This window comes from Magnetovibrio sp., from assembly GCF_036568125.1.
Lineage (GTDB): Bacteria > Pseudomonadota > Alphaproteobacteria > Rhodospirillales > Magnetovibrionaceae > Magnetovibrio.
Window position 1 is genome coordinate 34,308 of record NZ_DATCTF010000007.1, and the last position, 23,826, is coordinate 58,133.

Annotated in this window: 28 protein-coding genes and 2 tRNA genes; 22 read left to right on the top strand and 8 right to left on the bottom strand. The window is 58.6% G+C overall.

The window, feature by feature from the left end:
• The first annotated feature begins 17 nt into the window (after positions 1 to 17).
• Together VIN96_RS03355 and VIN96_RS03360 are read left to right on the top strand one after the other, a co-directional pair.
• Positions 18 to 422, top strand: coding sequence for an acylphosphatase (locus VIN96_RS03355; protein WP_331894020.1), 405 nt, complete (start codon positions 18 to 20; stop codon positions 420 to 422).
• Positions 419 to 706, top strand: coding sequence for an acylphosphatase (locus VIN96_RS03360; RefSeq protein ID WP_331894021.1), 288 nt, complete (start codon positions 419 to 421; stop codon positions 704 to 706). The genes VIN96_RS03355 and VIN96_RS03360 overlap by 4 nt, the downstream gene beginning before the upstream one ends.
• A gap of 11 nt (positions 707 to 717) precedes the next feature.
• Here the strand turns inward: VIN96_RS03360 and VIN96_RS03365 are convergent, their stop codons facing one another.
• The 3 genes from VIN96_RS03365 to lipB form a co-directional block, all read right to left on the bottom strand.
• On the bottom strand, positions 718 to 2,139 hold the full coding sequence (locus VIN96_RS03365) for a HAMP domain-containing sensor histidine kinase (RefSeq protein WP_331894022.1): 1,422 nt from the start codon (positions 2,137 to 2,139) through the stop codon (positions 718 to 720).
• A 32-nt stretch (positions 2,140 to 2,171) separates the two neighbouring features.
• Positions 2,172 to 2,633 carry a molybdopterin-dependent oxidoreductase gene (locus VIN96_RS03370; RefSeq protein ID WP_331894023.1) on the bottom strand — a complete coding sequence of 154 codons (462 nt, stop codon included), beginning with the start codon at positions 2,631 to 2,633 and terminating at the stop codon, positions 2,172 to 2,174.
• Positions 2,634 to 2,811: 178 nt separating this feature from the next.
• Positions 2,812 to 3,480 (bottom strand): lipoyl(octanoyl) transferase LipB, encoded by a 669-nt coding sequence (gene lipB, locus VIN96_RS03375; RefSeq protein WP_331894024.1) that lies wholly within the window; start codon positions 3,478 to 3,480, stop codon positions 2,812 to 2,814.
• 117 nt (positions 3,481 to 3,597) lie between these two features.
• On the opposite strand from lipB, the gene VIN96_RS03380 reads away from it, so the two are divergent.
• A tRNA-Leu gene (locus tag VIN96_RS03380) sits at positions 3,598 to 3,685 on the top strand.
• Positions 3,686 to 3,744: 59 nt separating this feature from the next.
• Here VIN96_RS03380 and VIN96_RS03385 read toward each other — a convergent pair.
• Entirely contained in the window at positions 3,745 to 3,939 is a 195-nt protein-coding gene (locus VIN96_RS03385; protein ID WP_331894025.1) for a hypothetical protein, read from the bottom strand.
• 756 nt (positions 3,940 to 4,695) lie between these two features.
• On the opposite strand from VIN96_RS03385, the gene mgtE reads away from it, so the two are divergent.
• From mgtE to VIN96_RS03425, 8 genes are all read left to right on the top strand, one after another.
• The gene (gene mgtE, locus VIN96_RS03390) at positions 4,696 to 6,165 is read left to right on the top strand and encodes a magnesium transporter (protein WP_331894026.1); all 1,470 of its coding nucleotides are present in this window, start codon (positions 4,696 to 4,698) and stop codon (positions 6,163 to 6,165) included.
• A 111-nt stretch (positions 6,166 to 6,276) separates the two neighbouring features.
• Positions 6,277 to 6,822: a response regulator gene (locus VIN96_RS03395; protein WP_331894027.1), complete on the top strand. Its 546-nt coding sequence runs from the start codon at positions 6,277 to 6,279 to the stop codon at positions 6,820 to 6,822.
• Positions 6,819 to 7,250, top strand: a complete 432-nt coding sequence (locus VIN96_RS03400) for a DUF1489 domain-containing protein (protein WP_331894028.1) — start codon at positions 6,819 to 6,821, stop codon at positions 7,248 to 7,250. Before VIN96_RS03395 ends, VIN96_RS03400 begins: the two co-directional genes overlap by 4 nt.
• A 104-nt stretch (positions 7,251 to 7,354) precedes the next feature.
• Positions 7,355 to 7,849 (top strand): response regulator, encoded by a 495-nt coding sequence (locus VIN96_RS03405; protein WP_331894029.1) that lies wholly within the window; start codon positions 7,355 to 7,357, stop codon positions 7,847 to 7,849.
• Positions 7,850 to 7,990: 141 nt separating this feature from the next.
• A complete protein-coding gene (locus tag VIN96_RS03410) occupies positions 7,991 to 8,485 on the top strand; it encodes a single-stranded DNA-binding protein (protein WP_331894030.1) in 495 nt (164 codons plus the stop codon).
• Between the two features lie 245 nt (positions 8,486 to 8,730).
• Positions 8,731 to 11,592 carry a DNA gyrase subunit A gene (gene gyrA / locus VIN96_RS03415; RefSeq protein WP_331894031.1) on the top strand — a complete coding sequence of 954 codons (2,862 nt, stop codon included), beginning with the start codon at positions 8,731 to 8,733 and terminating at the stop codon, positions 11,590 to 11,592.
• A gap of 14 nt (positions 11,593 to 11,606) precedes the next feature.
• Positions 11,607 to 12,119: a pantetheine-phosphate adenylyltransferase gene (gene coaD, locus VIN96_RS03420; RefSeq protein ID WP_331894032.1), complete on the top strand. Its 513-nt coding sequence runs from the start codon at positions 11,607 to 11,609 to the stop codon at positions 12,117 to 12,119.
• A gap of 122 nt (positions 12,120 to 12,241) precedes the next feature.
• Positions 12,242 to 12,317 (top strand) — tRNA-Lys (locus VIN96_RS03425).
• Between the two features lie 57 nt (positions 12,318 to 12,374).
• Here VIN96_RS03425 and VIN96_RS03430 read toward each other — a convergent pair.
• Positions 12,375 to 12,731: a cyclic nucleotide-binding domain-containing protein gene (locus VIN96_RS03430; RefSeq protein ID WP_331894033.1), complete on the bottom strand. Its 357-nt coding sequence runs from the start codon at positions 12,729 to 12,731 to the stop codon at positions 12,375 to 12,377.
• Positions 12,732 to 12,814: 83 nt separating this feature from the next.
• Between VIN96_RS03430 and VIN96_RS03435 the strand changes: the two genes are divergently transcribed.
• Together VIN96_RS03435 and VIN96_RS03440 are read left to right on the top strand one after the other, a co-directional pair.
• Positions 12,815 to 13,228 (top strand): DUF350 domain-containing protein, encoded by a 414-nt coding sequence (locus VIN96_RS03435; RefSeq protein WP_331894034.1) that lies wholly within the window; start codon positions 12,815 to 12,817, stop codon positions 13,226 to 13,228.
• Between the two features lie 9 nt (positions 13,229 to 13,237).
• Positions 13,238 to 14,077, top strand: coding sequence for a serine protease (locus VIN96_RS03440; RefSeq protein WP_331894035.1), 840 nt, complete (start codon positions 13,238 to 13,240; stop codon positions 14,075 to 14,077).
• A 41-nt stretch (positions 14,078 to 14,118) separates the two neighbouring features.
• Here VIN96_RS03440 and VIN96_RS03445 read toward each other — a convergent pair whose 3' ends face one another.
• Entirely contained in the window at positions 14,119 to 14,688 is a 570-nt protein-coding gene (locus VIN96_RS03445) for a hypothetical protein (protein ID WP_331894036.1), read from the bottom strand.
• A gap of 86 nt (positions 14,689 to 14,774) precedes the next feature.
• Positions 14,775 to 15,263, bottom strand: coding sequence for a hypothetical protein (locus VIN96_RS03450; RefSeq protein ID WP_331894037.1), 489 nt, complete (start codon positions 15,261 to 15,263; stop codon positions 14,775 to 14,777).
• A gap of 320 nt (positions 15,264 to 15,583) precedes the next feature.
• Here VIN96_RS03450 and VIN96_RS03455 point away from each other — a divergent pair, with 320 nt between their 5' ends.
• On the top strand, positions 15,584 to 15,814 hold the full coding sequence (locus tag VIN96_RS03455) for a hypothetical protein (protein WP_331894038.1): 231 nt from the start codon (positions 15,584 to 15,586) through the stop codon (positions 15,812 to 15,814).
• 30 nt (positions 15,815 to 15,844) lie between these two features.
• Positions 15,845 to 16,213: an MmcQ/YjbR family DNA-binding protein gene (locus VIN96_RS03460; RefSeq protein WP_331894039.1), complete on the top strand. Its 369-nt coding sequence runs from the start codon at positions 15,845 to 15,847 to the stop codon at positions 16,211 to 16,213.
• 7 nt (positions 16,214 to 16,220) lie between these two features.
• Here the strand turns inward: VIN96_RS03460 and VIN96_RS03465 are convergent, their stop codons facing one another.
• Entirely contained in the window at positions 16,221 to 17,258 is a 1,038-nt protein-coding gene (locus tag VIN96_RS03465; RefSeq protein WP_331894040.1) for a hypothetical protein, read from the bottom strand.
• 162 nt (positions 17,259 to 17,420) lie between these two features.
• Between VIN96_RS03465 and VIN96_RS03470 the strand changes: the two genes are divergently transcribed.
• The 7 genes from VIN96_RS03470 (at position 17,421) to VIN96_RS03500 (ending at position 23,823) form a co-directional block, all read left to right on the top strand.
• Positions 17,421 to 18,209, top strand: a complete 789-nt coding sequence (locus VIN96_RS03470) for a division plane positioning ATPase MipZ (protein WP_331894041.1) — start codon at positions 17,421 to 17,423, stop codon at positions 18,207 to 18,209.
• A gap of 62 nt (positions 18,210 to 18,271) precedes the next feature.
• The gene (locus VIN96_RS03475; RefSeq protein WP_331894042.1) at positions 18,272 to 18,886 is read left to right on the top strand and encodes a LysE family translocator; all 615 of its coding nucleotides are present in this window, start codon (positions 18,272 to 18,274) and stop codon (positions 18,884 to 18,886) included.
• Between the two features lie 4 nt (positions 18,887 to 18,890).
• On the top strand, positions 18,891 to 19,613 hold the full coding sequence (locus VIN96_RS03480; RefSeq protein WP_331894043.1) for a VWA domain-containing protein: 723 nt from the start codon (positions 18,891 to 18,893) through the stop codon (positions 19,611 to 19,613).
• Positions 19,610 to 20,389, top strand: coding sequence for a DnaJ domain-containing protein (locus VIN96_RS03485; RefSeq protein ID WP_331894044.1), 780 nt, complete (start codon positions 19,610 to 19,612; stop codon positions 20,387 to 20,389). The genes VIN96_RS03480 and VIN96_RS03485 overlap by 4 nt, the downstream gene beginning before the upstream one ends.
• Positions 20,390 to 20,433: 44 nt before the next feature.
• Positions 20,434 to 21,486, top strand: coding sequence for a glycosyltransferase family 4 protein (locus VIN96_RS03490; RefSeq protein ID WP_331894045.1), 1,053 nt, complete (start codon positions 20,434 to 20,436; stop codon positions 21,484 to 21,486).
• 45 nt (positions 21,487 to 21,531) lie between these two features.
• Positions 21,532 to 22,404 carry a UTP--glucose-1-phosphate uridylyltransferase gene (locus VIN96_RS03495; RefSeq protein WP_331894046.1) on the top strand — a complete coding sequence of 291 codons (873 nt, stop codon included), beginning with the start codon at positions 21,532 to 21,534 and terminating at the stop codon, positions 22,402 to 22,404.
• Positions 22,405 to 22,509: 105 nt separating this feature from the next.
• The gene (locus tag VIN96_RS03500) at positions 22,510 to 23,823 is read left to right on the top strand and encodes a UDP-glucose/GDP-mannose dehydrogenase family protein (RefSeq protein ID WP_331894047.1); all 1,314 of its coding nucleotides are present in this window, start codon (positions 22,510 to 22,512) and stop codon (positions 23,821 to 23,823) included.
• Positions 23,824 to 23,826: the final 3 nt, after the last annotated feature.

The window sequence follows — 23,826 nt, forward strand, 5'->3', positions numbered from 1 at the left end:
CGCACAAAAGGGATTAAATGGCGGACGATACCAAGAACGATAACGTTGTGCCTTTTCGCAAACCGCAGCCCCCGCGGCCGCGGCGCGGCCGGGTCCGCCACCACCAAGGCCCCAAAGTGCAATTCCAGCATCACGACAAAGTGGTGCGTTTGCATGTGCGCGGTCTGGTGCAAAACGACGCCTTCGTGCGCTGGCTGGTCGAACATGCGACGGCACTTCATCTCGACGGGTGGGCGCGTTCCGCACCCGACAATTCCATGGATATCTTGATCGCCGGCGAAGTGGGCGACGTGCGCCAAATGCTCGAATTGATCAACGAAGGTCCACGTCCGGTCGATATGCTGCTGGCCGAAGAGGTGGTGCTCAAGGGCGACGAGCCCATGTGGCAAGGCTTTCACCACTTGTCCCCGCACGGCACATGAACGCCACGACCGTCACCGTTCACGCCATCGTTTCGGGCCGCGTGCAAGGCGTGTGGTACCGAGCGTGGACGCAAAAGACCGCTCAAGGGCTGGGGCTGTCGGGCTGGGTGCGCAATTGTTCCGACGGCACGGTCGAAGCGTTGTTTAGCGGCCCCGGGGATCGGGTTGGCGAAATGCTGCGGTTGTGCCGCAAGGGACCGATGCTTGCGCGGGTCGACGATGTGCGTCAAACGCCAGCAGAAGCGCCCGAGGCGACGGGCTTTCTGGTGCTGGAAAACCGCTAAGATCGCGCCGCTCAACGTCCGGTGAAAATGAACGATTCACCGCTGCCCGAACTGCCGTCTTGGCGATAGCGGTTGACGGCGAGCCTCGGCGGAAAGATCAGCCGCGCGACGGTGCCTTGACCGGGTGTTGAGGTGATTTCCAAATCGCCGCCGTGCAATTCCATCATTGATTTCACCAACGGTAGGCCCAGTCCTGTGCCCGGTTCATGCTGCACGTCGGGGCCGTGGCGAATTTGTCCAAACGGCTGCATGGCGATCTTGAGATCGTCCGCGCTCATGCCTTTGCCCTGATCGTGAATGGCGATGGACAGTCCGCCGCCGGAAGTCGGTGCGGCAGTCAGCAAAACCTTGCTGCCGTCGGGCGAAAACTTGATGGCGTTGGACAGCAGGTTGACGACGCACTGAACCACGCGCCGCCGGTCGACGCGAATTTCGGGTAGATTGTCGGCGATGTCGGTGACGACGTGGACGCTGTAGGTTTCCAGCAGACCGGCGACCAGACGTTCGGACTGTTCGATGATGGCTGTGATGTCGTGAACGTCGGCGTCCAGTTCGATCTTGTTCGCTTCCGCCTTTGATAGATCGAGGATGTCGTTGATCAGGTCCAAAAGGTGCTTGCCGCTTTTTTCGATGTCGCCCGCGTATTCTTTGTATTTTGGCGGCAGCGGGCCCATGGTTTCTTGTTCCATCATGCCCGAAAAACCGATGATGCCGGTCAGCGGCGTGCGCAATTCGTGGCTCATGTTGGCAAGAAATGAGGATTTCGCCCGGCTGGCCTCTTCGGCGCGCTGTTCGGCGCTCCGCGCGTGGGCGAGCAATTTACGGATTTGCAAACTTTCGATCACCAGCAACCCGACCATCAATAGCGCGCCGAGTAAGATGACGACGACGGAAATTTCCAATTTACGCGTGCGCTCGTCAACGTCTTGGTTGTAAGCCTTCTCGAATTCGCTGGTGTTGGTGACGATCAGCGACGACAGCCTGTTCAAGCGCGACGAGAACGGCAGCAAAGCATCCTGAATGACGTTCATGGCTTCCCGATCGGTCCTATTGAGGTTTTCGACAATCGGGTCGAGACGCAGCAGGGTGTGCTTCAAATCGGTAACGGTGTCGTTGATTTCTGTGAAGGAGCGCAGATGCGCGGTGTCGCGGGCGGTCAGGATTGGGGGGACGCGGCTCCACAACAGGTCGTAACGCAGCATCATTTCCTTGTGTGGCAAAGTGCTGCCGGGTTGCGCGAACATATGCACGGCGTGCAGGGTGCGCTCCAGTTCCAGGGTCAGTTGCGACATCACCCAAACGTCGGATTGGGCGCGATTGACCTCGAAATTGTGGCGCTGGGTCAAAGAGGTGAAACTGGTGACCGTAAAGATGGCGATGCCGGAAAAAACCGCGAGAGCCAGGGCGGCGATGAGGAACAGCTTGCGGTCCATAAACGTTTTTCCAGTTCCTGACAGGGCGCTCTTTATTTCACGATGATCGTGCGCAGTTGCCAAACCATGCGATCACGATAGAGATCGGATTGCGCTGGTTTGATCGTATCCAAGGGGTAAATCACCCACAGCGGCCCTTTGTCGCGAACACTCATCGGTTTGCCGTTCATCCGGTAAGCGATGATCGCGTTCATCTGGGAAAAGTTCTCAAGCGGTATCCGCACGGTGTAATCGTTGAGGGCGACGAATTCGCCTTCATGGCCCGTCGGTGCGACGCGGTCGAGCACGTCCTTGACCGCAACGCCCTCGAATCGCACAACGCCCTCGGTCCAGGGGGTCGAGGTTTCGATGGTTAGAGGTGGCATCGCCATCAACATCGCCAGATCGAAATCTGCGCGTGGTTCGGTGTTGGCGTTGGTGTTGCTGATTTTACCCTCGATGCTCAAAACCACGTCGTGCGACGGTGCGCGAAGCGTCATGGATTCGTTGGCCACGCTTGCGTTAGCCCCAATGCCGAAAGCCATTATGGCTGCGGTCATGGCAATCGCAGCGCACTGTTTGGCCGTAGAAAGTAAAGGGAAGGTCATAAACATATTCCCGTGCCGCAAGTTGCGGCGAATCATACGCATGTTTGATGGCCCCGTCCACGCGCGATAACGCGATAAAGGGGGATCATTCGACATCCTGTGTCTGGCGTTGGAATACCGCTTCGAAAGTTTGTCGCAACACCCGGTCGACTTCATCCAGACTGGTTTCGACGCCTAAGTCTTGCAGCGATGTGACGCCGTGTTCGGCGATGCCGCACGGCACGATGCCGGAAAAATGGCTCAGGTCGGGCGCGACGTTCAGCGCCAGACCGTGAAAGCTGACCCATTTGCGCACGCGCACGCCGATGGCGCCGATTTTATCTTCTTTGCCGCCGCCGCGTTGGACCCAGATGCCGACCCGGCCCTCGCGCCGTTCGCCGGTGACGCCGAACGCGGCAAGGGCGCGGATCATCACCTCTTCGAGCATATGCACATAGGCGCGCACATCGCTGCCGTGACGTTTGAGGTCGAGCATCACGTAAGCCACCCGCTGACCGGGGCCGTGGTAGGTGTATTGCCCGCCGCGACCGGCCTCGAACACGGGAAACCGTTCGCCATCCAACAGGTCGCCGGGGTTGGCGCTGGTGCCCGCCGTGTACAACGGCGGGTGCTGCAAAAGCCACACGATTTCGCTTGCCGTTTCGGCGCGGATCTCGCCAACGCGCGTTTCCATGAAGGTCCGGGCGTCCTCATAAGCAACCAGGGCGTCGGAAACGCGCCATTCGACCGCCGGTAAGTCTTTGTTTTCGGGCATTTTAAATTTGTTCTCGCGCTTATGCGTGTCTTTGCTTGCTTGGGCTGACAGTATTTGCTATTCCCCCCTCAGGCAACGCCTTCGATGGATGGCGTTGTCGTCACGTAAATACCTTATGCGGTCGTGGCGGAATTGGTAGACGCGCAGCGTTGAGGTCGCTGTGGGAGATAATCCCGTGGAAGTTCGAGTCTTCTCGACCGCACCAAGTTTTAAAAAGCTCGCCCTTCGGGGCGGGCTTTTTTGTTTAAAACTGCGGTGGATCGCTTAATCGGAATCAGACGCGGCTTCAATGCGCGCGTTCACGGCTTTGCCGATCGCTCGCCACAGGTTGGCCGCGTCGATCTCTTTGGACTTGTCGTGATAGAGCACGCGATCCTCGCAGTAGTCCTGAGCGCCCTCTGCGCCGTGGTGCTCAATGAGGGCTTTGGCGGTCTTGTCGATTTTCTCGGAGGAGGTCATTGCAGTCCTTTAAGTCTCTTCGCTCAATTGCAGCCTTGGCGCCGATAGGCAGGCGTTCAGGCTTGGTTTGTTGTGTCATATCATACCTCACCCACGATCATCTTCAATCATCAGAGTAGGTTAGGGACATCCGCTTGAGCCCTGGATGTTGCAAACCCGGAAACATGCCGTCGTTGAACGAGGGGGCTTCCTGGTCGGTCGGGTTATCGGTATGATCCGCGGATCATTTCTAGGAGCACAAGATGCCGAGTATCGAAGTCAGAGACGCAGATGGTAAGGTCCTTCATACTTATCAGGTCTACGCTGATATGTTTGACAATATCATCACGGAAGAGGCCATGTTCGACATGGTCAGGCAGAACGCTATCGATGATGATCTCGTCAGCGAAGAAAAGGCCGACACGCTGACCTACAAGATCGTAACGTAGGGGACGTTCTGCGTTTCATTCCCCGTCCACCGGGCGGGATTGTGTCTGAAGCGTTATCGCTCCAAGGCTCACAAGTCTACGGCTTCTGCGGCTTAGAGGCTAATTGATTGGAAACCCTTCGGTTTCTTCTCGACCGCAGCACAATCAAAAACCACCCTGGGCGAGCGGGGCGGTTTTTTTCTTGGGCCAACTTGTTGCGGGCGGCTGTTGCGGTGGGGGTGGGAATTGTCTAGGTTGGTGCCAAATCGACGCGCGCTTCGAGCGTACACGCGTCGAGAGCACTTTTTTCACCCAGCCTTGCGGGGCCAAGTCGCTGGCGGAGGTCGTGATGAGCGATCAAAATCAAGAAAATCAACGCCCAGCCGAATCCGCCAAGCCAACCGAGCTTGAGGATATGCTGGCGCATGCGGCCCCGGACAGCGCCTCCGATCCCAGTGAAATCTACGACGGTCTGCATGTCGGCGACGTCGATGAAATCGTCGAGGCATTGGAAAACGGCGAGATCCACCGGGTGCGCGAACTGGTCGCGCATATGCACTTCGCCGATGCCGCCGATTTGGTCGAACGCCTCAGCCCCGATCTGCGCCGCGCCCTTATGCTTGCGGCCTACGATGTGCTGGACGCGGATTTCTACACCGAGTTGGACGAAACCGTCCGCGAAGAGGTGGTTGAAATCATCGGTCTCGATGCGATGGCCGAAGTCGTTGCCGACCTCGACACCGATGACGCGATCGGCATCATCGACGAACTGGACGCGCACGAGCAGCTCCAGGTGCTCGACGCCATTCCGGCCGCTGACCGCACCTTGATCGAAGAAGGCCTGGCCTACCGCGAATATTCCGCCGGTCGATTGATGCAGCGCGCGGTGATGACCGTGCCGCAGTTTTGGAATGTCGGTGAAACCATCGATTTTATGCGTCAAATCGCCGATGAGGACGAATGGGAAACGCCCAACGTGTTTTATGACATCGTTGTGGTCGACCCACGCCATAAGCCGGTCGGCACCATCCCGTTGAGCACCTTGCTGCAAAGCAAGCGCCCGGTGCCGGTGACCGAAATCATGCACGAACGCATGAAGCTGATACCGGTCGACATGGACCAGGAAGAAGTCGCGTTTCTGTTTCGTCAACGCGATCTGGTCTCGGCCCCGGTGGTCGGCGACGAAGGCCGCTTGGTCGGCATCATCACCATCGACGACGTCGTCGACGTTATCGATGAAGAAGCCGAGGACGATATCCTGGCTCTGGGTGGTGTGCGAGAGGACGACTTGTATTCCGCCACGTTGGATACCACCCGGCAGCGCTTTTCGTGGCTGTTCGTCAACTTGCTCACTGCCATTATGGCGTCGGTGGTGATCGGCTTTTTCCAAGGTTCCATCGAACAGGTGGTGGCGTTGGCGGTGCTGATGCCGATTGTCGCGTCGATGGGTGGCAACGCGGGCACCCAGACGCTGACCGTTGCTGTGCGTGCGCTGGCCACCAAAGAGCTGACCTCGACCAACGCCATGCGCCAAATCGGCAAGGAAATTCTGGTCGGCTGCATCAATGGCATCATTTTCGCGGTGTTGATGGGTGTCGTCGCGTGGGGCTGGTTCGGCACCCCGGGGTTGGGGGTGGTGATCGGTCTGGCGATGATCGTCAATATGATCGTGGCGGGCTTGTTCGGCGCAATCATTCCCATCGCCTTGGACCGTCACGGTATCGACCCGGCGGTGGCGTCGAGCGTCTTTCTCACCACGGTCACAGATGTGGTTGGCTTCATGGTGTTCTTAGGTCTTGGGGCATGGCTGCTGATGTAGCTTGGTTTGATGGCGGGGGACCGATTTGCCCCCTTGATTTCGCCCGGCGGATGCTGAACTCTAATAGAAATGAAAAAACAAGATCCGAGGAAGGGATAGGAGCCACGCACCATGCCCCCCAAAAGCATGAGCCTAGCTGAAAATCGCATCTCCGCGATGCGCGTGCTGGTCGCGGATCCGTATTCTCAATTGCGCGAGATCATCCGCGATATCTTGTTGCGCGGAATTGGCGTCGCCGAGGTTTTGGAAGCGCGCAACGGTCGGGAAGCGCTGGATACGTTGCACGATTTGCCCTGTGACGTGGTGATCGCCGACACCGCTATGGACCCCGTCGGGGCGTTGGAACTGACGCAAAAAATTCGCGGCGGTCACGACGGCATCGACCCCTTCACCCCGATCATCGTGATGTCGGGCAATGCCAATCTGGGCGAAATTATCGCCGTGCGCGACGCCGGGGCCAACGATTACGTGGCCAAACCGCTGTCGGCGAAAATTCTCGATTTGCGTCTGCACGCGGTGGTTTCGCAACCCCGGCCGTTCATTCGTTCCGACGATTTCTTCGGTCCCGACCGCCGTCGCCATATGAACGCGATTTTCCGTGGCGCGGATCGGCGCAATACGGAATCCGAAACCATCGACCCAGGCGCGCCGTTGTGACAGTCCACCTGATTAAATTGGCGGTCGGCGTTGAAGATTTCGAACATCTGGCACAACTGCAAAAGCAGCGCATGGCTCAGTTTCAGGCCCAAGGGCTGTCGGCGAACCCGCGTCATTTCACCCGCATGAAGCCTAAGCGCGAGGCGGAACTGCTCGACGGCGGTTCGATCTATTGGGTCATCAAAGGGGCCATCCGCGCCCGCCAGAAACTGGTGGCGTTCGACAGCTACGTCGACGATGAAGGGGGGCGGCGTTGCGCGATCGTTTTGGACCCGCAATTGGTGGCGACGCAAAATCGTCCCCATCGCGCCTTTCAAGGGTGGCGATATCTCGCCCCTGCCAAGGCACCTAAGGATTCCAGCGGCGATGAGGCCGCCGACTTGCCGCCTGAATTGGCCCGGGACCTCGAAGCCTTGGGGTTGTTGTAGGGATATGCACTACACTGTGTGCGGTTATTTTTCCTTTCGGCGCGTGGTGGAACTCGATATGCTGTAGCTCGCCGTTATAGGCGGGGGCGCCGATGTGGGGGGATATGGTTTCCGTAGATATCACGCAGTTCAATATTTTAATTGTTGAAGATAACGTGCATTTCCGCACACTGATCCGATCGATCCTTCAGGCTTTGGGCATTACGAAGCTGGAAGAAGCGCGCGATGGAATCGAGGCGCTTGAAATTCTTGACGCTCCCGATAAATCGAAGCGCGTCGATCTGGTCGTCCTTGATTGGAAGATGGAGGGGATGGACGGTGTCGAATGCGTGCGTCAAATTCGCCAACTCGAAAGCGAAAGCCGCTCGGTGCCGATCATCATGGTCACCGGGTATACGGAAACCAGCTTGCGTGAAGAAGCCCGCGACGCGGGGGTGAACGATTTTCTCGGCAAACCCATTTCCGCACAGTCATTGTTGGGGCGCATCGTCAGCGTCATGGAAAACCCCCGTCCCATGGTCGAGGGCGGCGGATACTTCGGTCCCGACCGGCGCATCAAGGCCGAACCGTTCAAAGGCTCCAATCAGCGTAAATCATGATGCACGCCAGCGCCCGCCGGTGCGGTGGAGCGTGGCACGGACGGCTAAAAATCCTGGCGATGGGGCTGGCTTTGCGTGTAGAGTCCGCTGCGACGATTCCAAGCGATTTCCAGAGCGATTTTCTAAGACAGTGGGGGCTTCATGGCAGGCAGTGTGAACAAAGTGATTTTGGTCGGCAATCTCGGGCGTGACCCGGAGGTGCGCCACACCCAAGACGGCAAGAAGATCGCGAACCTGTCCGTCGCGACGTCCGAGAGCTGGAAAGACCGCAACACCGGCGAGCGCAAAGAGCGCACCGAATGGCACCGCGTGGTGATCTTTTCCGAAGGCCTTGCCAACATTGCCGAGCAGTATCTGCGCAAGGGCTCCAAGGTTTATATCGAAGGCCAACTGCAAACCCGCAAATGGACCGATCAAAGCGGTGTTGAAAAATACACCACCGAAGTGGTGCTGCAGGGCTTCAACTGCACCCTGACGATGCTCGACGGTCGCGAAGGCGGCGGTGGCGGTGGCGGTTATGGCGGTGGCCAAGGTGGCGGCTTTGACAGCGGCTCCAGCGGCGGCGGCGACAGCTTCGGCGGCGGTGGCGGCGGTCCCGCTCCGGGTTCCGATCTGGACGATGAAATCCCGTTCTAGGGCTATGAATTTCGGGGGAGGGGACCTTCGTTTCGAAGGTCAACTCGAAAAAGCCGACAGGTCAATCCTGTCGGCTTTTTTCGTGTCGTTTGCAGGCCCGATCCGAAGGGGAATGAATGATCGTTACAAAGCCGTCATAAGGTTGTTTTCCCCCCCCCGAAATGCTAGATTTTCCGGGTCGGAAGGCGGTCTGAAGAGGCCGCTTTTGACTTATGTTAATGTATTGATTTTGCAAGGATAATTCTTTGACGTCCGAATCGCCCACGCCGCCGCCTTCGCCAGCCGAAGGATTCGAAACCATCGCCATCGAAGAGGAGATGAAAAGCTCCTACCTCGATTATGCGATGAGCGTGATCGTGAGCCGCGCTCTGCCCGACGTGCGCGACGGTTTGAAGCCGGTCCACCGGCGCATCGTGCATGCGATGAACGAGAACGGTTACGACGCCAACAAGCCGTACCGCAAGTCGGCGCGCATCGTTGGTGACGTCATGGGTAAATACCACCCCCACGGCGACAGCGCGATCTACGACGCGATGGTGCGTATGGCGCAGGATTTCTCGTTGCGGCTGCCGCTGATCGACGGTCAGGGTAATTTCGGCTCGATGGACGGCGACCGCGCTGCCGCGATGCGATACACCGAAGCGCGCATGGCCAAATCGGCTCACGCGCTGATTGACGACATCGACAAGGACACCGTCGACTTCCAACCCAACTACGACGACACCCAGCGCGAACCGAAGGTTCTGCCGGCACGGTTCCCCAACCTGTTGGTCAACGGCGCAGGCGGCATCGCGGTGGGTATGGCGACCAACATCCCGCCGCATAATCTGGGTGAGGTGTTGGATGGTTGCATGGCGGTGATCGACGACCCGTACATCACCATCGAAGGCCTAATGCAGTACGTCAAAGCCCCCGATTTCCCGACCGGCGGCCTGATCATGGGCAAGCAGGGCATTCATTCGGCGTTCCACACCGGACGCGGTTCCGTGATCATGCGCGGACGTACCGAGATTGAGGAACGCGCCAAGGGCCGCGAAGCGATCGTCATCACCGAAGTGCCCTATCAGGTTAACAAGGCGCGCATGGTCGCGACCATGGCCGAGTGCGTGCGCGACAAACGGATCGAAGGCATTTCCGACATTCGCGATGAATCCGATCGTCACGGCGTGCGGGTGGTGGTCGAAATCAAACGCGACGCGATGGCCGAGGTGGTGCTGAACCAACTGTTCAAGCATACCCCGTTGCAGACCTCGTTCGGCGTCAACATGCTGGCGCTCAATGGTGGCCGCCCGCAGTTGATGAACTTGAAAGAGATCCTTCAGGCGTTCGTCAATTTCCGCGAAGAGGTCATCCGCCGCCGCACCATTTTCTTGCTTGGCAAGGCGCGAGACAAGGCGCACGTGTTGGTCGGTCTGGCCATCGCAGTCGCCAACATCGACGAAGTGATCGCCTTGATCCGCAGGGCCCCCAATCCGCAAGTGGCGCGCGAAGAATTGATGGCGCGGGACTGGCCGGCGGGTGAAGTGGTGCCGTTGATCGAACTGATCGACGAGCCCGGCCGTTTGGTCGACGCCAATGGCAATTACAAACTGTCCGAAACGCAAGCGCGCGCCATCTTGGAACTGCGCCTGCACCGCTTGACCGGTCTGGAACGCGACAAGATCGCGGATGATCTGCGCGCCCTCGGCGATGAAATCAAGGAATTGCTGGCGATTTTGGGTTCGCGCGAACGGCTTTACGAAGTGCTGCGTGCTGAGCTTGAAGAAATGCGCGAGCAGTTCGCCACCCCGCGCCGCACGTCTTTGGAAGAGGCCGAATTCGAACACGACATCGAAGACCTGATCCAGCGCGAAGATATGGTCGTGACGGTGACCAACACCGGCTACATCAAACGCGTGCCGCTGTCGACTTATCGCGCTCAGCGCCGCGGCGGCAAGGGCCGTTCGGGCATGTCGATGCGCGACGAGGATTTCGTCAGCCAGGTGTTCGTGGTCAACACCCACACCCCGGTGTTGTTCTTCTCAAGCACCGGCATCGTCTACAAGATGAAGGTCTACAAACTGCCGTTGGGCGGGCCGACCGCGCGCGGTCAGGCGATGGTCAACATTTTACCGCTGGAACAAGGCGAAACCATTTCGACCATGATGCCGTTGCCCGAAGACGAAAGCACCTGGAACGAAATGTTCGTGATGTTCTCCACCGCCTCTGGCGGAGTGCGCCGCAACTCGCTGTCGGATTTCACCAACGTCATGGCCAACGGCAAGATCGCCATGAAGCTGGACGAGGGCGACCGTCTGGTCGGCGTGCAGGTGTGTACGGAAGACGACGACGTTCTGTTGGCGGCCAAGAACGGCAAGTGCATCCGCTTCCCGGTTTCCAAGAAAGACGAGGCCGGAAACGAAAAAGGCGTGCGCGTGTTCGCCAGCCGCGCCTCTACGGGCGTGCGCGGCATGCGCTTGGCCAAGGGCGACGAAGTCATTTCCATGTCGATCCTGCGCCATGTCGATTTTTCGACTGAGGAACGCGACGCGTACCTTAAGGTCCAATCTGCGCGGCGTCGCGCCGAAGGTGCCAGTGAAGGCGAGGTTGGCGAAGACCTGATCACCGACCCCACCCAACTGGGCTTGTCCGAGGAGCGCTTCGCCGAGATGGAGGCGATGGAGGACTTCATCCTCACCATCACCGAAAACGGCTATGGCAAACGTACCTCGGCCTACGAATACCGCATCGCCGGTCGCGGTGGGCAAGGCATCACCAACATCGAAACCAACAAGCGCAACGGTGGCGTGGTCGCTTCGTTCCCGGTGGAAAGCGAAGACCAGTTGGTGATGGTGTCCGACGGCGGTCAGTTGATCCGCACCACGGTGGTCGATATCCGTATCGCCGGGCGCAACACCCAGGGCGTGACGCTGTTTAAGACCGCCGAAGGTGAACATGTGGTGTCCGTCACCCGGTTGAGCGATGTCGAGGACGACGAGGACATGGATACTGCGGAGGGTAACGAGGGCGACAGCGGCGAAAACACGGCCGCAAGCGGACCTCATGACGCTTCTGAAACCCCCGCCGAGGATCGCGTTGAAGATCCCGGCGACGCACAAGACGAATAACGGAGCCTCCCCTCATGTCCTCAGCCAAGCAACGCACCGGCGTGTATCCAGGTACTTTCGATCCGCCGACCAACGGTCATATGGACATCATCACCCGTGCCACCCGGGTGGTCGACCACTTGATCGTCGCGGTGGCCGTCAATGCGGGCAAGGAGCCCCTGTTTACGTTGGATGAGCGCGTCGCCATGGTCGAGGCCGAATTGGCCAGTTCCAAGCTGCAAGCGGGCGTGACCGTCGAGGTTCGTCCGTTCGACAATTTGTTGGTCGAATTCGTCGCCGATGTCGGCGCCAGCGTCATCTTGCGCGGTTTGCGCGCGGTATCTGATTTCGAATACGAGTTCCAGATGGCGGGCATGAATTCGCGCTTAAGCCCCGAATTGGAGACCGTGTTCTTGATGGCGTCTGACAAAAACCAGTTTATTTCCAGTCGCTTCGTCAAGGAAATCGGGCGTCTGGGTGGGGATGTGCGCCATTTCGTTTCGGCCCAAGTGGCGGCGCGGTTGGACCAGCGTTTCGACGACGAATAAGGCCGCATAGAAGTTTATGCAAAATTAGTTTCTTTTTGTCGCGACAGGGGCTTGACCCGGACGCCCCCGGGCCTTAAGTTCCGCCCCGCACCCCGCCAGCGTGTCTGGATTCCGTGCCTTGGGGGCTCTTAGCTCAGCTGGTAGAGCATTCGACTTTTAATCGAACGGTCGTGAGTTCGAATCTCACAGAGCCCACCAATCAAAAACCCCGGTTCCAAATCTGGAGCCGGGGTTTTTTTATGGTCGACAAGGGGATTAGGACAGCAACTCGATGATTTGCTGGGCCTGTTGGCGCAAGCGGTTGGTGAACGATTGCATCAACAAACTGATCACGGGATCTGACTTGCTCAACCGCTTTTGAAATTCCTCCTTGGAAACCACCAAAACCTCGGTCGGTGCCAACACGATGGCGGATGCGGCGCGCGGCTTGTCGTCGATCAGCGCCATTTCGCCGATGATGTTGCCGGTTTTGACCGTGGCGATGGTGCGGGGCGTTTCATCCTTGGCGATTTTGGTGATTTTCACTTCGCCGGATTTGATCAGGTAGGCTTCCTCGCCTGCATCGCCTTCGGTGAAGATCATATCCCCAATGCGGTAAGTTCGACTTTCCATGGAACATTGCTTTCGGTCGAAAAAATGCCTACTCATTTTGAAATGATTTAGCGCTGTAATCAAAGCAAAATGACTGGATAGACATGGAACACATTTGGCAAACCATTCAGGTCGGCTTTCCCGTTCTGCTGGTGCATTTGGGGCTGACTCTCGGCTTGTTCATTTTCGGCGTGTTCGTTTACGTCAAGGTCACGCCCCACCACGAATTCAAGCTGGTGCGCGAAAACAACGCAGCCGCAGGGTTGTCGTTGGCAGGCGTGGTGATCGGCATGGCGATGCCGTTGGCGTTTTCGCTAGCGGCCAGCGTCAACGAATTGGACATTTTGCTGTGGGGCCTGATCGTCGTGGTTCTACAACTGGTGGCGTTTGCCGCCGCGCATGTGGTGTTGCGCGACCTTTCGACGCGCATCGAAAACGGTGAAATGGGCGCGGCCTGGGTGCTGCTCAGCTTCAACATGGCGCTGGCGATGTTCCTATCTGCGGCGATCTCTGGATAAGGTCTGAGCATGCGCAAGATCGACCGGATATTGCTGACGGTATTGTTTGTCGCGTTGTTCGCCCGGTTGGGCGAGCAGATGCTGTTCAATTCCGAAGGCGCGACGCTGCGCAATCCCTTGGTCGTACAGGCGGCCTTGGACGTGCAGCCGCAAGCGATTCCGATCAGCTTGAACGACAGCTTCATCGAACCGTCTCCGCCCAAAGCCAACAGCCGCTACACCGGCAGCGCATTCGCCTTGTCGCGCGACGGCCATTGGGCCACGGCGACCCACGTCACCGACGGATGCAAGCGGCTGGACCTCTTGCAAGAAACGTCCAATGGCAAATTCCGCCGCGTACCGGTCAGTGGCTGGCGGGCGTTGAAGGACAAGGACGTGTCGATCATGGACAGCGCCCAAGGCGAGCCGGGACTGGTTCTGGCATCTAACTTGGCGCAGGTGAACGACGTGGGCTATTTCTTCGGTTATCCCAAAGGCAAGGCCAGTGCGGGCTATGCGGTGAATTTGGGGCGTTCGCGGATGGTCCGTCAAAACGGCCGAGCCCGGATCAAGGAAATCAGCGACGAATGGGCCATCTATGAGATGCTGCCAGGCAAGAAGATCGCCCTGGGCGGCAACAGCGGCGGGCCGATGCTCAATGCCCAAGGCGAAGTGGTCGGCGTGGTCTCGGCAGGTTCTGATCGACGCGGACGGGTCAATACCTCGATCGTGCCCAGCCTCGAGCCGTTACGGCGTTTTTCCAAGCCTGAGCAACAACTTAACCAGCCCCTGACACGGAAAAATTACGTCGCCTACGGCCAAGCCTTGCGCCGTGCAGGCTTGGTCAGCAAGGTCGATTGTCGTACCTAAGTTCAGCCAACGGACAACGGATTTGCCCGTTGGCAAGCATGTTAATTTTTAGCCGTAATCAGGTTGGCGCAGAATTCCTTGCTCATGCCGCGTTTCTGAATTTCGGAAACGTATGGCGCAGCCGTGGTGTCGAGATACCAATCGCGATGCTTGGGGTCGTAGCCTGTTTTGCACAATGCCAATGCGCCCAAGGTCGCGACATCCATATTGATACGGTCCTGAGGAAGGTGGGCTTTCAACTCATCCAATGTATAGGCTTCGCCATTGTCTTTCTGCCACACGATGCGGCGGCTGATGGCCAGAAGTCGGCACGGCGCATTGCTGCGTTTTTCACAGTTGTCGAGTACGTTTTGATAGGTCGAGACCGTGTCGCGACATTTGCTGCTTTGACAGTAAAAATAAGAATACCCACGGCCATTGGTCGAAGCGGCGAAAATCGTCGGATACATTTTGTCCATGTAGCTCTGCAGGCCTTGCTTGGTGCTGGCACTGAGGGTCAGGTCGCCCTTGCCAGCCCGCGAATTGGTTTGGCAAGCGCTGAGCACGGTCATGGTCAACAGACCAAGCACGGCGGTCTTGAAAAAATATGATAATTTCGATTGAGCAGTCATGACGGGTTCTCTTTATGGTAGCCTGTGTTGATCCACCATAAAGAGAAATGGGGGTAAGAAAAGTATATTTATTCGTTGTGCTGCATTTATGAGGCCACCACGTATTTTTGATAGTTTTCGACCCATTCATCGGCCGTGCCGGCACCGCCGGCGGTGTTGTAATGTTGTTTCCAGTACTGCCCCAATGCGTTGAGATTGTTCGGATCCGTTGGCATCGGCGCGGATTGACGCCAAAAAACCAGCCGTGCGATGGCGATGGAATAGCCCATGTTCCAGGGCAGTTGGTCGGCGGACCGGCTGTTGCCCGCCGACAGCTCTAGGACAATCTGCGCGAGATCGTTGCGGTAGGCGAGGTAGTTGGTCCACACATCGTCGTGGGTGGCCGGTTCGATTTGCATGACGCCCAAGGCCGGCCCACCGCTCAATTGCGCCAGATAGGTGAGGTGGCTTTCCTGTACGGCGGTTCCCACCAGCAGATTTTCCGCCGCTGGTGAATTCATCGCCGCATTCCACCCCGCCAAGGTTTCGAGCACCGGCTGCACGGCTTTGTTGCGAAATTGGTTCACGTCGATCACGGTCTGCGTTTCCCTAAATTTGGTTGTCGGCTATAGGGATTGACGTTCGGTATCCGGTGCTGTGAAAGGGCGGTGCGGAAAGTGTTTCCAAAGAGCAACACTTCGAATACTTAATGATCAGCAAGTTGGCGAAACGCTTTGACTTGTTGAAAAGCTTTGTTAACGATTTATGACCACAATTGTGGTGCGTGTTTTTCCGGTGTGAGCGGAAACCACGGAAATGCGGTTAGCCATGCGGGCTAACACTACGGGCAACGTTTCGTGATGTCGCTGAGCAGAGCGCATCTAGGGCGGTTAGAGCGTGAAGAAGGGGACAGGGGATGTTGAATCCCAGTTTGAGCCAGGTTTTTCTGGTGAAGTTCTATAACAAGGCCGTACGCGCCCTGGTCAAAGAAAACCGGAGCCATTCCTTTTTCGAAGATCATTGGGCAGATGTTCACACTCAAGACGTGGTCGCTTCCACCGAAGCCGAGGCCCGTTCTAAAATCGCCAAACGGTTTCCGCCGGAAGACGGATTCGTGATCGAAACGGTGCTGACCGTCACCCATTGATCCGCCGTTTCAAGCCCGAGGGCCTGGCGCATGACGCGTGAAGACTTCGACGCCTATTGCGCGTCACTCAAGTCCGTGACCCATGTGGTGCAATGGGGCGATGCGTCTGTCTGGAAAGTCGGCGGTAAAATTTTCGCCATTTGTTCGGACTGGGGGCCAAGCACGTCGGACGACGACGAACACCCCAAAATCAGCTTCAAATGCAGCGATCTCAGCTATGACATCTTGCGCCGTCAAGACGGCATCGTACCCGCGCCGTATCTGGCGCGCGCCAAATGGGTTCAGGTGCAAAACCCGGACGCGATGAGCGACGATGACCTGCGCGGTTACATCGATGACGCCCACGCCCTGATTTCAGCCAAATTGACCAAAGCGAAACGAGCCGAATTGGAGCTTTGATAGGGGTTTATTGCTCTTCGCCGCCGCTTTCGTAGTAGCGCCAGCCGTCGACCCCTTTGAGCACCACGCCGTCGAATCCAAGGTCGAAAATCCCATATAAATACGACGCCGTGCCGCCGACCAGCACGCTTTGCCATGCGGGGTCCCAATAGTGGGTGCGGTGACGGTCGGGGTCTTCACGAACCGCCAAGTCGATAAAGGCGGGCGAGCCCTTGGTCCAGTCCGGTTGCCAGAAATAGTCGTAGGTGGCCGCGGTCGAGATATCGAGTTCCGCCAACACCAACCGGCGCGCGCCGAGTTTTTTGTACTTCAGGCGCTCCACATCCAATTTGCTCAGCGGCGCGCGGCCGTGAAACACACCGGTGATGACGATGTCGTGGTTGGTGCCGCTCAGCGCCTGGACGAAATCGCGGGTGACGCCGAAGCCCTGGGAATGGGCGATGTAGAGGAAATTCTTCGCCTGGGTCGGGTCGCTCAACGATGTCGGGTTGGCGTTGTAGGCCGCGCGCGGATGGGCGGGAATGCGCCCCAGCACCGGGCTGGCGGCGACAAACGGGGTGAAGCCTTGTTGGGCGCTGGCGGCGTAGAGCTTGTCGATTTCGTCAGGTTTCGTGGAGAATTCGAGGTTGAGGATATCGACGCCCATGGCTTTCGCGGTCGCGGCGTTGGCGATCAGCCGGTTGCGCGCTGTGGTGACGGCGGGGTCTTCCTTAGGGTCGGCACTCTGCAAGGTCCTGGTCAGATTGGGTTGCAGCACGCCGTCGATGGCGCGGATGTACGCTTGGGCCGGGAACAGCAGGGTGTCGTCTTGGGGATCTGGCTTGCTGACCAGATCGAGGCCATTTTCGGCAATGACGATGAAATTGGGGTTGAGGCTGCGGCCATAGGCGCTGATGGCCTGCACCCATTGGCGCATGCTTTCGCGAAAATCAATCGTCACATCGCCGGGGCCGAGCGGCCCCTGCGCCAGACTTTGAACCGGCATCACCAGGGCGGACAGGGCAAACGCCGCGGCCGCCAATCCCGCCTTTATTTTCGTGTTCAAGCCTTAAGCCCCTTTATCCTTTTATCCCTTTTATCCGATTCTCACGTTTGATGGTACGGCTTCCTTTGCACAGGGTTGGGCGATGAGGGGGAAAGCGCAGGTATTCCAACGCCAATTCGGAAGCTCTTCCCAACGTCGAGGCCCGGCCCTAAAGTGCGCCGCATGAAGACACATGTGATCGTGATCGGAAATGAAAAAGGCGGCAGTGGCAAGTCCACCACCGTGATGCATTTGGCCGTCGGTTTGCTGCGGTTGGGCAAACGCGTCACGGTCATCGACTTGGATGCGCGCCAGGGCACCATCAGCCGCTATTTCGAAAATCGCCAGCACCATATCGACAAGACCGGGCTCAATCTGCCGATGCCGGAACTGTTGACCTTGCGTCCCCAAGACGGTGGTGGTGATGAAGAAGGCATCGAGGCGCTATTGGCGGGCGTGTTCGAAGATGCCGGCGACACCGCCGACGTGGTCATCGTCGACACCCCGGGGTCCGATACCGCCATGTCGCGCCTGGCCCATTCGTTCGCCGACACCTTGATCACGCCGATCAACGACAGTTTCATCGATTTGGACGTGTTGGCGAAAATCGATCCCGCCACCATGACCATCAAAAGCCCCAGCCACTATGCCGAGCTGGTGTGGCAGCAGCGGCTGGTGCGCGCCAAGCGTGGGCAAAAAGCCGCCGATTGGATCGTCATGCGCAACCGCATGGGCCACACCGACAGCAAAAACAAACGCGAAATCGAGCGTCTGGTGACGGAATTGGCCAAACGCGTCAGTTTTCGCACCGTGCCGGGCTTTTCCGAACGGGTGATCTTTCGCGAACTGTTCCACCAGGGCCTGACGCTGATGGACGTGGCCGAGGTGCAGGGCGAAAGCGCGCTGAGCATGTCCCACGTTGCAGCGCGCCAGGAAGTGCGCGCCTTGGTCGAGGCGATCAAGCTTTCCTAACGCCAAAACCGAGACTATCTTTAGCTTGTTGTTTTAAACCCGAACGAGCTGAGGAGTTTATCATGTCCATCGAAAGCGCCCTTGCGCTGGTCGTCGCGATTTTCGTGCTGGGCATCACCCCGGGACCGGGTGTGTTTGCCATCGTCGCGCGCGCCTTGGCGCTGGGCTTTCGCCCCACGTTGGTGTTTATCGTCGGCGTGATCGTTGGCGATCTGGTGTATTTGGTGTTGGCGGCGTTGGGCCTCAGCGTGATCGCCACACAATACAGCGCGGCGTTCGGGTTGCTGAAAATCGCCGGTGGGCTGTATCTGATTTATTTGGGCATTCAGACGTGGCGTTCGGCCAAGCACGTCGACACCGGTTTGACGCCGACCCCGGAACGCGGCGGCGGACGCAGCTTTTTATCCGGCCTCAGCCTAACCCTGGGCAATCCCAAAGTGGTGGTGTTCTACGTCGCCTTTTTGCCCGCGTTCATGGATCTCGGCGCGCTCAGCACCGGCGGCCTGATCAGCGCCGCGGTGGTGGTCAGCGTGACCTTGTTCGCGGTGATGGCGGGCTATGCGTGGATGGCGTCCAGAGCCCGTGCGCTGTTTCGGTCCAACCGCGCGGTGAAGAACCTGCACCGCGGTGCGGGCGGCTTGATGATCGGCGCTGGCGGGGCCGTCGCGGTCAGCTGACGAGATGACGAACGACGACAACCATCTGCCGACATCGGCGTCAAAAGGCGCAGCGATCGATGCGTTTCTCGACGACCTGAACAAGACCCCGGTGCCGTTCGCGGGCGGCCGGGGCGGTCGCTTGCTGTTCGCCATGGATGCCACCGCGTCGCGCGAACCCACCTGGGACATGGCCGCACAGATCCAAGGCGAGATGTTCGAAGCCACCCGCGACATCGGCGGTTTGGCGGTGCAGTTGGCGTTTTTTCGCGGTTTCGGCGAATTCAAGGTCACCGGTTGGCTGTCCAGCGCCCAAGACATCCATCGCTTGATGAGCAAGGTGTTCTGCCTGGCGGGGGAAACCCAGGTGGAAAAGGTGCTCAAGCACGCACGCAACGAAGCCACCCGTTCGGCTGTGCGCGCCGTGGTCTACGTCGGCGATTGTTTCGAAGAAAATATCGACCATGTCGGCCAGGTGGCGGGGGAACTGGGCTTGCTGGGCGTGCCGGTGTTCGTCTTTCACGAAGGCTTCGATGCCCATGCTGAGCGCGCCTTTCGCCACATCGCCAAGCTCAGCGGCGGCGCTTATGCGCGCTTTGACGCCGGCAGCGCCGAAATGCTGAAAAAGCTGCTCGGCGCCGTGGCGGTGTTCGCTGCGGGCGGTCGCGGCGCCTTGGATGCATACGCCAAGGTGCAAGGCGGCGACATCTTGCGCATCACCGAACAAATGCGCGGAGGTGGCCAATGATTTCCTATTTCATCCTCGGCATCGCGCTGTTGATCGCGATGATTTTGCTGTCGCGCTGGTACGTATCGACGTCGCCGAAAACGCTGCTGAAGGGATTGAAGTGGATCGGTTTCACGGTCGTGGTGGTGGTGGTCGCGTGGCTGGCGCTGACGGGCCGGTTGTGGGCGGCGGTGGCGGCGTTGCCGGCGATCTTGATGTGGTTCTTGCGCATGTTCACAGGCCTGCGATATGCGCAGATGTTCGCGCGCTTGTTCGGCTTGGGTGGTGGACTTGGTGGGGGGCTGGGCGGTGGCGGTTGGCAAACCCCGGGTGGTGGCGGCAATCCCGGCGCGGGACAGGGATCCGACGTGCATACGCGATTTGTTTCGATGCACCTCGATCATGCCTCGGGTCATGTTTCGGGCCAGGTTTTGGATGGGCGCTTTATGGGCCGGGCACTGGAAAGCCTGAACCGCGAGGAATTGTTCGACCTCTACCGCGAGGCTCAAGCCGACCCCGATAGCGCGCGGGTGGTCGAAGGTTATCTCGATCGCCGCGAACCGGGATGGCGCAACCAAGATCAAGGCGGCGAGGGCCACACGTCCGCCCACGCCGACCCGGGCGCCATGGGGCGGGAAGAGGCTTACAAGGTCCTCGGCCTGAAGCCGGGCGCCAGCGAAACCGACATCAAAGCCGCGCATCGCCGCTTGATGTCCAACCTGCATCCCGATAAGGGCGGTTCGGATTATCTGGCCCAGCAGATCAACCGCGCCAAGGACGTGTTGTTGGGCCACTGAGGTGAAGAAGTGACAACGCCTGAGAGCTGTGGCACAAAACGCCTATGACGTTTTCAGCATTCCTATCCCATCTTGGCTTCGGCACGGCGTTGTGTGCGTTGTCGGCGTTCTTGACGTGGCTTTTGATGAAGCGCGTGCGCATCATCGACGTGCCCAATGAACGCTCCTCGCACACCCGGCCCACCCCACGGTCCGGCGGCATCGCCATCGTCGCGACCTTTTTCGTTGGGTTGCTCGGGCTGTGGGTGTTCGGCGACGATCCGGTGCTCACGCAGAGCTATTTCTGGGCCTTTTGCGCGACCGCGTTGCTGATTGCGGTGGTGTCGATCGTCGACGATCTTTCGGGGTTGAGCTTTCGCGCCAAGCTGTTGCTGCAAATCGCATGTGCCATTGCGGTGATGGCCTTGGGCGTGGTGGTCGATCAGATCAGTTTGCCGGTGGTGGGCGTTTGGCATTTGGGCTGGCTGGCCTACCCGCTGACACTGGTGTGGATTGTCGGGCTGACCAACGCGTTCAACTTCATGGACGGCATCGACGGCATTTCCGGCGGCACGGCGGTGGTTGCGGCGGGCTTTTTCGCCGCCATCACCTTTTCGCAAGGCAGCACCTTTATCTATCTGGTCAGCGTCATCATCGTTTGGGCGTCGCTGGGGTTCTTGTTGTGGAACTGGCAACCGGCAAAAATTTTCATGGGCGACAGCGGTAGCCAGTTTCTGGGCTTCGTGTTGGCCGTGTTGGCGGTGATGGCGGGGCGTTTTGATGCCTCGCACGTTTCATATTTTGTCATGCCGCTGCTGTTTTTTCACTACATCTGGGACACCGTGTACACCTTTATACGCCGGTTGCGGGCGGGCGAGCGGGTTACCGAGGCGCACCGCAGTCATCTCTATCAGTTGATGAACCGCCTGGGCCTCAGCCATGCGCGGGTGACGTCGATCTATCTGATCATCGGAACATTGCAGGGACTGGGGTCACTGCTGTTGGTGCACTTGGACGGGGCATTGCGCATTTTGGTTTTTGTGCCGTTCATCGTCTTGCAGATGTTCTTGACCGTCGGCGTGGCCCAGCGCGCCCGGGCCGCGGGGCTTATTGCGTAAGGCTCATGTCTATGGCACAAAGGCCCCATTCAATATGGAAGACACATGACGACAGCGATCACAAAAGTGGTGTTTCCGGTTGCCGGGCTGGGTACACGGTTTCTGCCTGCGACCAAGGCAATCCCAAAGGAAATGCTGCCGGTCGCGGACCAGCCGCTGATTCAATACGCCGTGCAGGAAGCGCAGCAAGCGGGCATCACCGAGTTCATCTTCGTCACCAACCCGACCAATCGCGCGATTCTCGAATCTCATTTCGGCGCCAACGACGCGTTGGAAAGCATGCTGTTGGAACGCGGCAAGACGGCGGAATTGAAAATCGTCGCGGAAACCACCTTGCCAGAGGGGCAGGTCAAGTTTTGCTATCAAGATGAGCCCTTAGGCCTTGGTCACGCAGTGTGGTGCGCGCGCGAATTCGTTTCCGATGGCTCGTTCGCGGTGGTTTTGCCTGACGATCTGATTATGGCCAAAACCGGCTGCCTGAAACAAATGGTCGATGTTTACGCCCGTTTTGGCGGCAACGTCGTCGCGGTGGAAGAGGTGCCGCGCGACCTGACCAGCCGTTATGGGATCTTGGATGTGGATCAAGACGACGGGGAGATCGTTTCGGCCAAGGGCTTGGTTGAAAAACCCGCCCCCGAAGACGCGCCCTCGACGCTTTCCATTATTGGGCGCTATATCCTCGATGGCCGGGTTTTCGGGCATTTGGACAAAAAAGTGACCGGTGCGGGCGGTGAAATCCAGTTGACCGACGCCATTTCTGCGACCATCGGCGAAGTGCCGTTTCACGGCTTGCGGTTTGACGGCACGCGCTTCGATTGCGGTTCCATGAACGGCTTCGTCGAGGCCAACGTGGCGTTCGGCCTCGAACGCTCCCACCACGAGAGCGATCTGCGCAGTTATCTCAAGAGCCACCTTTAGGCTGTTTTCCTTGCAAGCCGTGAGGCCATCGCCTAAAAAGCCTCAAGCCTATGCGGCGTGCGGGATTCGTCCCTGCGGCTCACTACCAGAAATAGGATTTGAACGATGCATGTAGCAATGATCGGCACCGGATATGTCGGCTTGGTTTCAGGGGCGTGTTTCTCTGAATTCGGCGTTGATGTGGCATGCGTCGACAAAGATGAAAAAAAGATCGAGATGCTCAAAAACGGCGTGATGCCGATTTACGAGCCGGGTCTCGACAATCTGGTCGAAACCAACGTCAACGCTGGACGCCTCACCTTCACCACCGAATTGGCCGATGCGGTGAAAAACGCCGATGCGGTGTTCATCGCGGTGGGCACCCCGACGCGGCGCGGCGATGGCCACGCGGATTTGAGCTATGTCTACGCCGCCGCCAAGGAAATCGCCGAAAACATGAACGGCTACACCGTGGTGGTGACCAAATCGACGGTGCCGGTCGGAACCGGCGACGAGGTTGAGCGGATCATCCGCGAAACCCGTCCCGATGCGGACTTCGATGTGGTTTCCAACCCCGAATTCCTGCGCGAAGGTTCCGCCATCGCCGATTTCACGCATCCCGACCGGGTGGTCATCGGCACCGACAGCGAACGTGCCCGCGAGGTCATGCGTCTGTTGTACCGTCCGCTGTCGCTGATCGAAGCGCCGATCCTGTTCACCTCGCGGACCTCTTCGGAACTGATCAAATACGCCGCCAACACGTTCCTGGCGACCAAGATCACCTTCATCAACGAAGTCGCCGATCTGTGCGAAAAGGTCGGCGCGGATGTGCACGACGTCGCCAAGGGCATCGGTCTTGATGGTCGCATCGGCAAGAAGTTTCTGCACGCTGGCCCCGGTTACGGCGGTTCGTGCTTCCCCAAAGACACCTTGGCGTTGGTGCACACGGCGCAAGATGTCGGTTCGCCCTTGCGCATCGTCGAAGCGGTGGTGGACATCAACGACAAACGCAAAAAAGCCATGGCCGCGCGCGTCATCGACGCTTGTGGCGGTTCGGTAGACGGCAAGACCGTGGCGGTTTTGGGCGTGACCTTTAAACCCAACACCGACGACATGCGCGATGCGCCGAGCCTCGACATCATTCCCGCGCTGCTCAAAGCGGGCGCCCGTGTGCGCGCATTCGACCCAGAAGGCATGGAAGAGGCCAAGCACATGTTGCCCGGCGTCGAGTGGTGCGAAGACACCTACGCGACCTTGGATGGTGCGGACGTCTTGACCATTATCACCGAATGGAATGCGTTCCGTGGACTGGATTTGGACCGCGTGAAAGCGTTGCTCAAAGCCCCGGTCATGGTCGACTTGCGCAACATTTACGAGCCTGCCGAAATGGCCGAAGCCGGGTTCGATTACCACTGCATCGGTCGCAATGTAAAAGGCTGATTG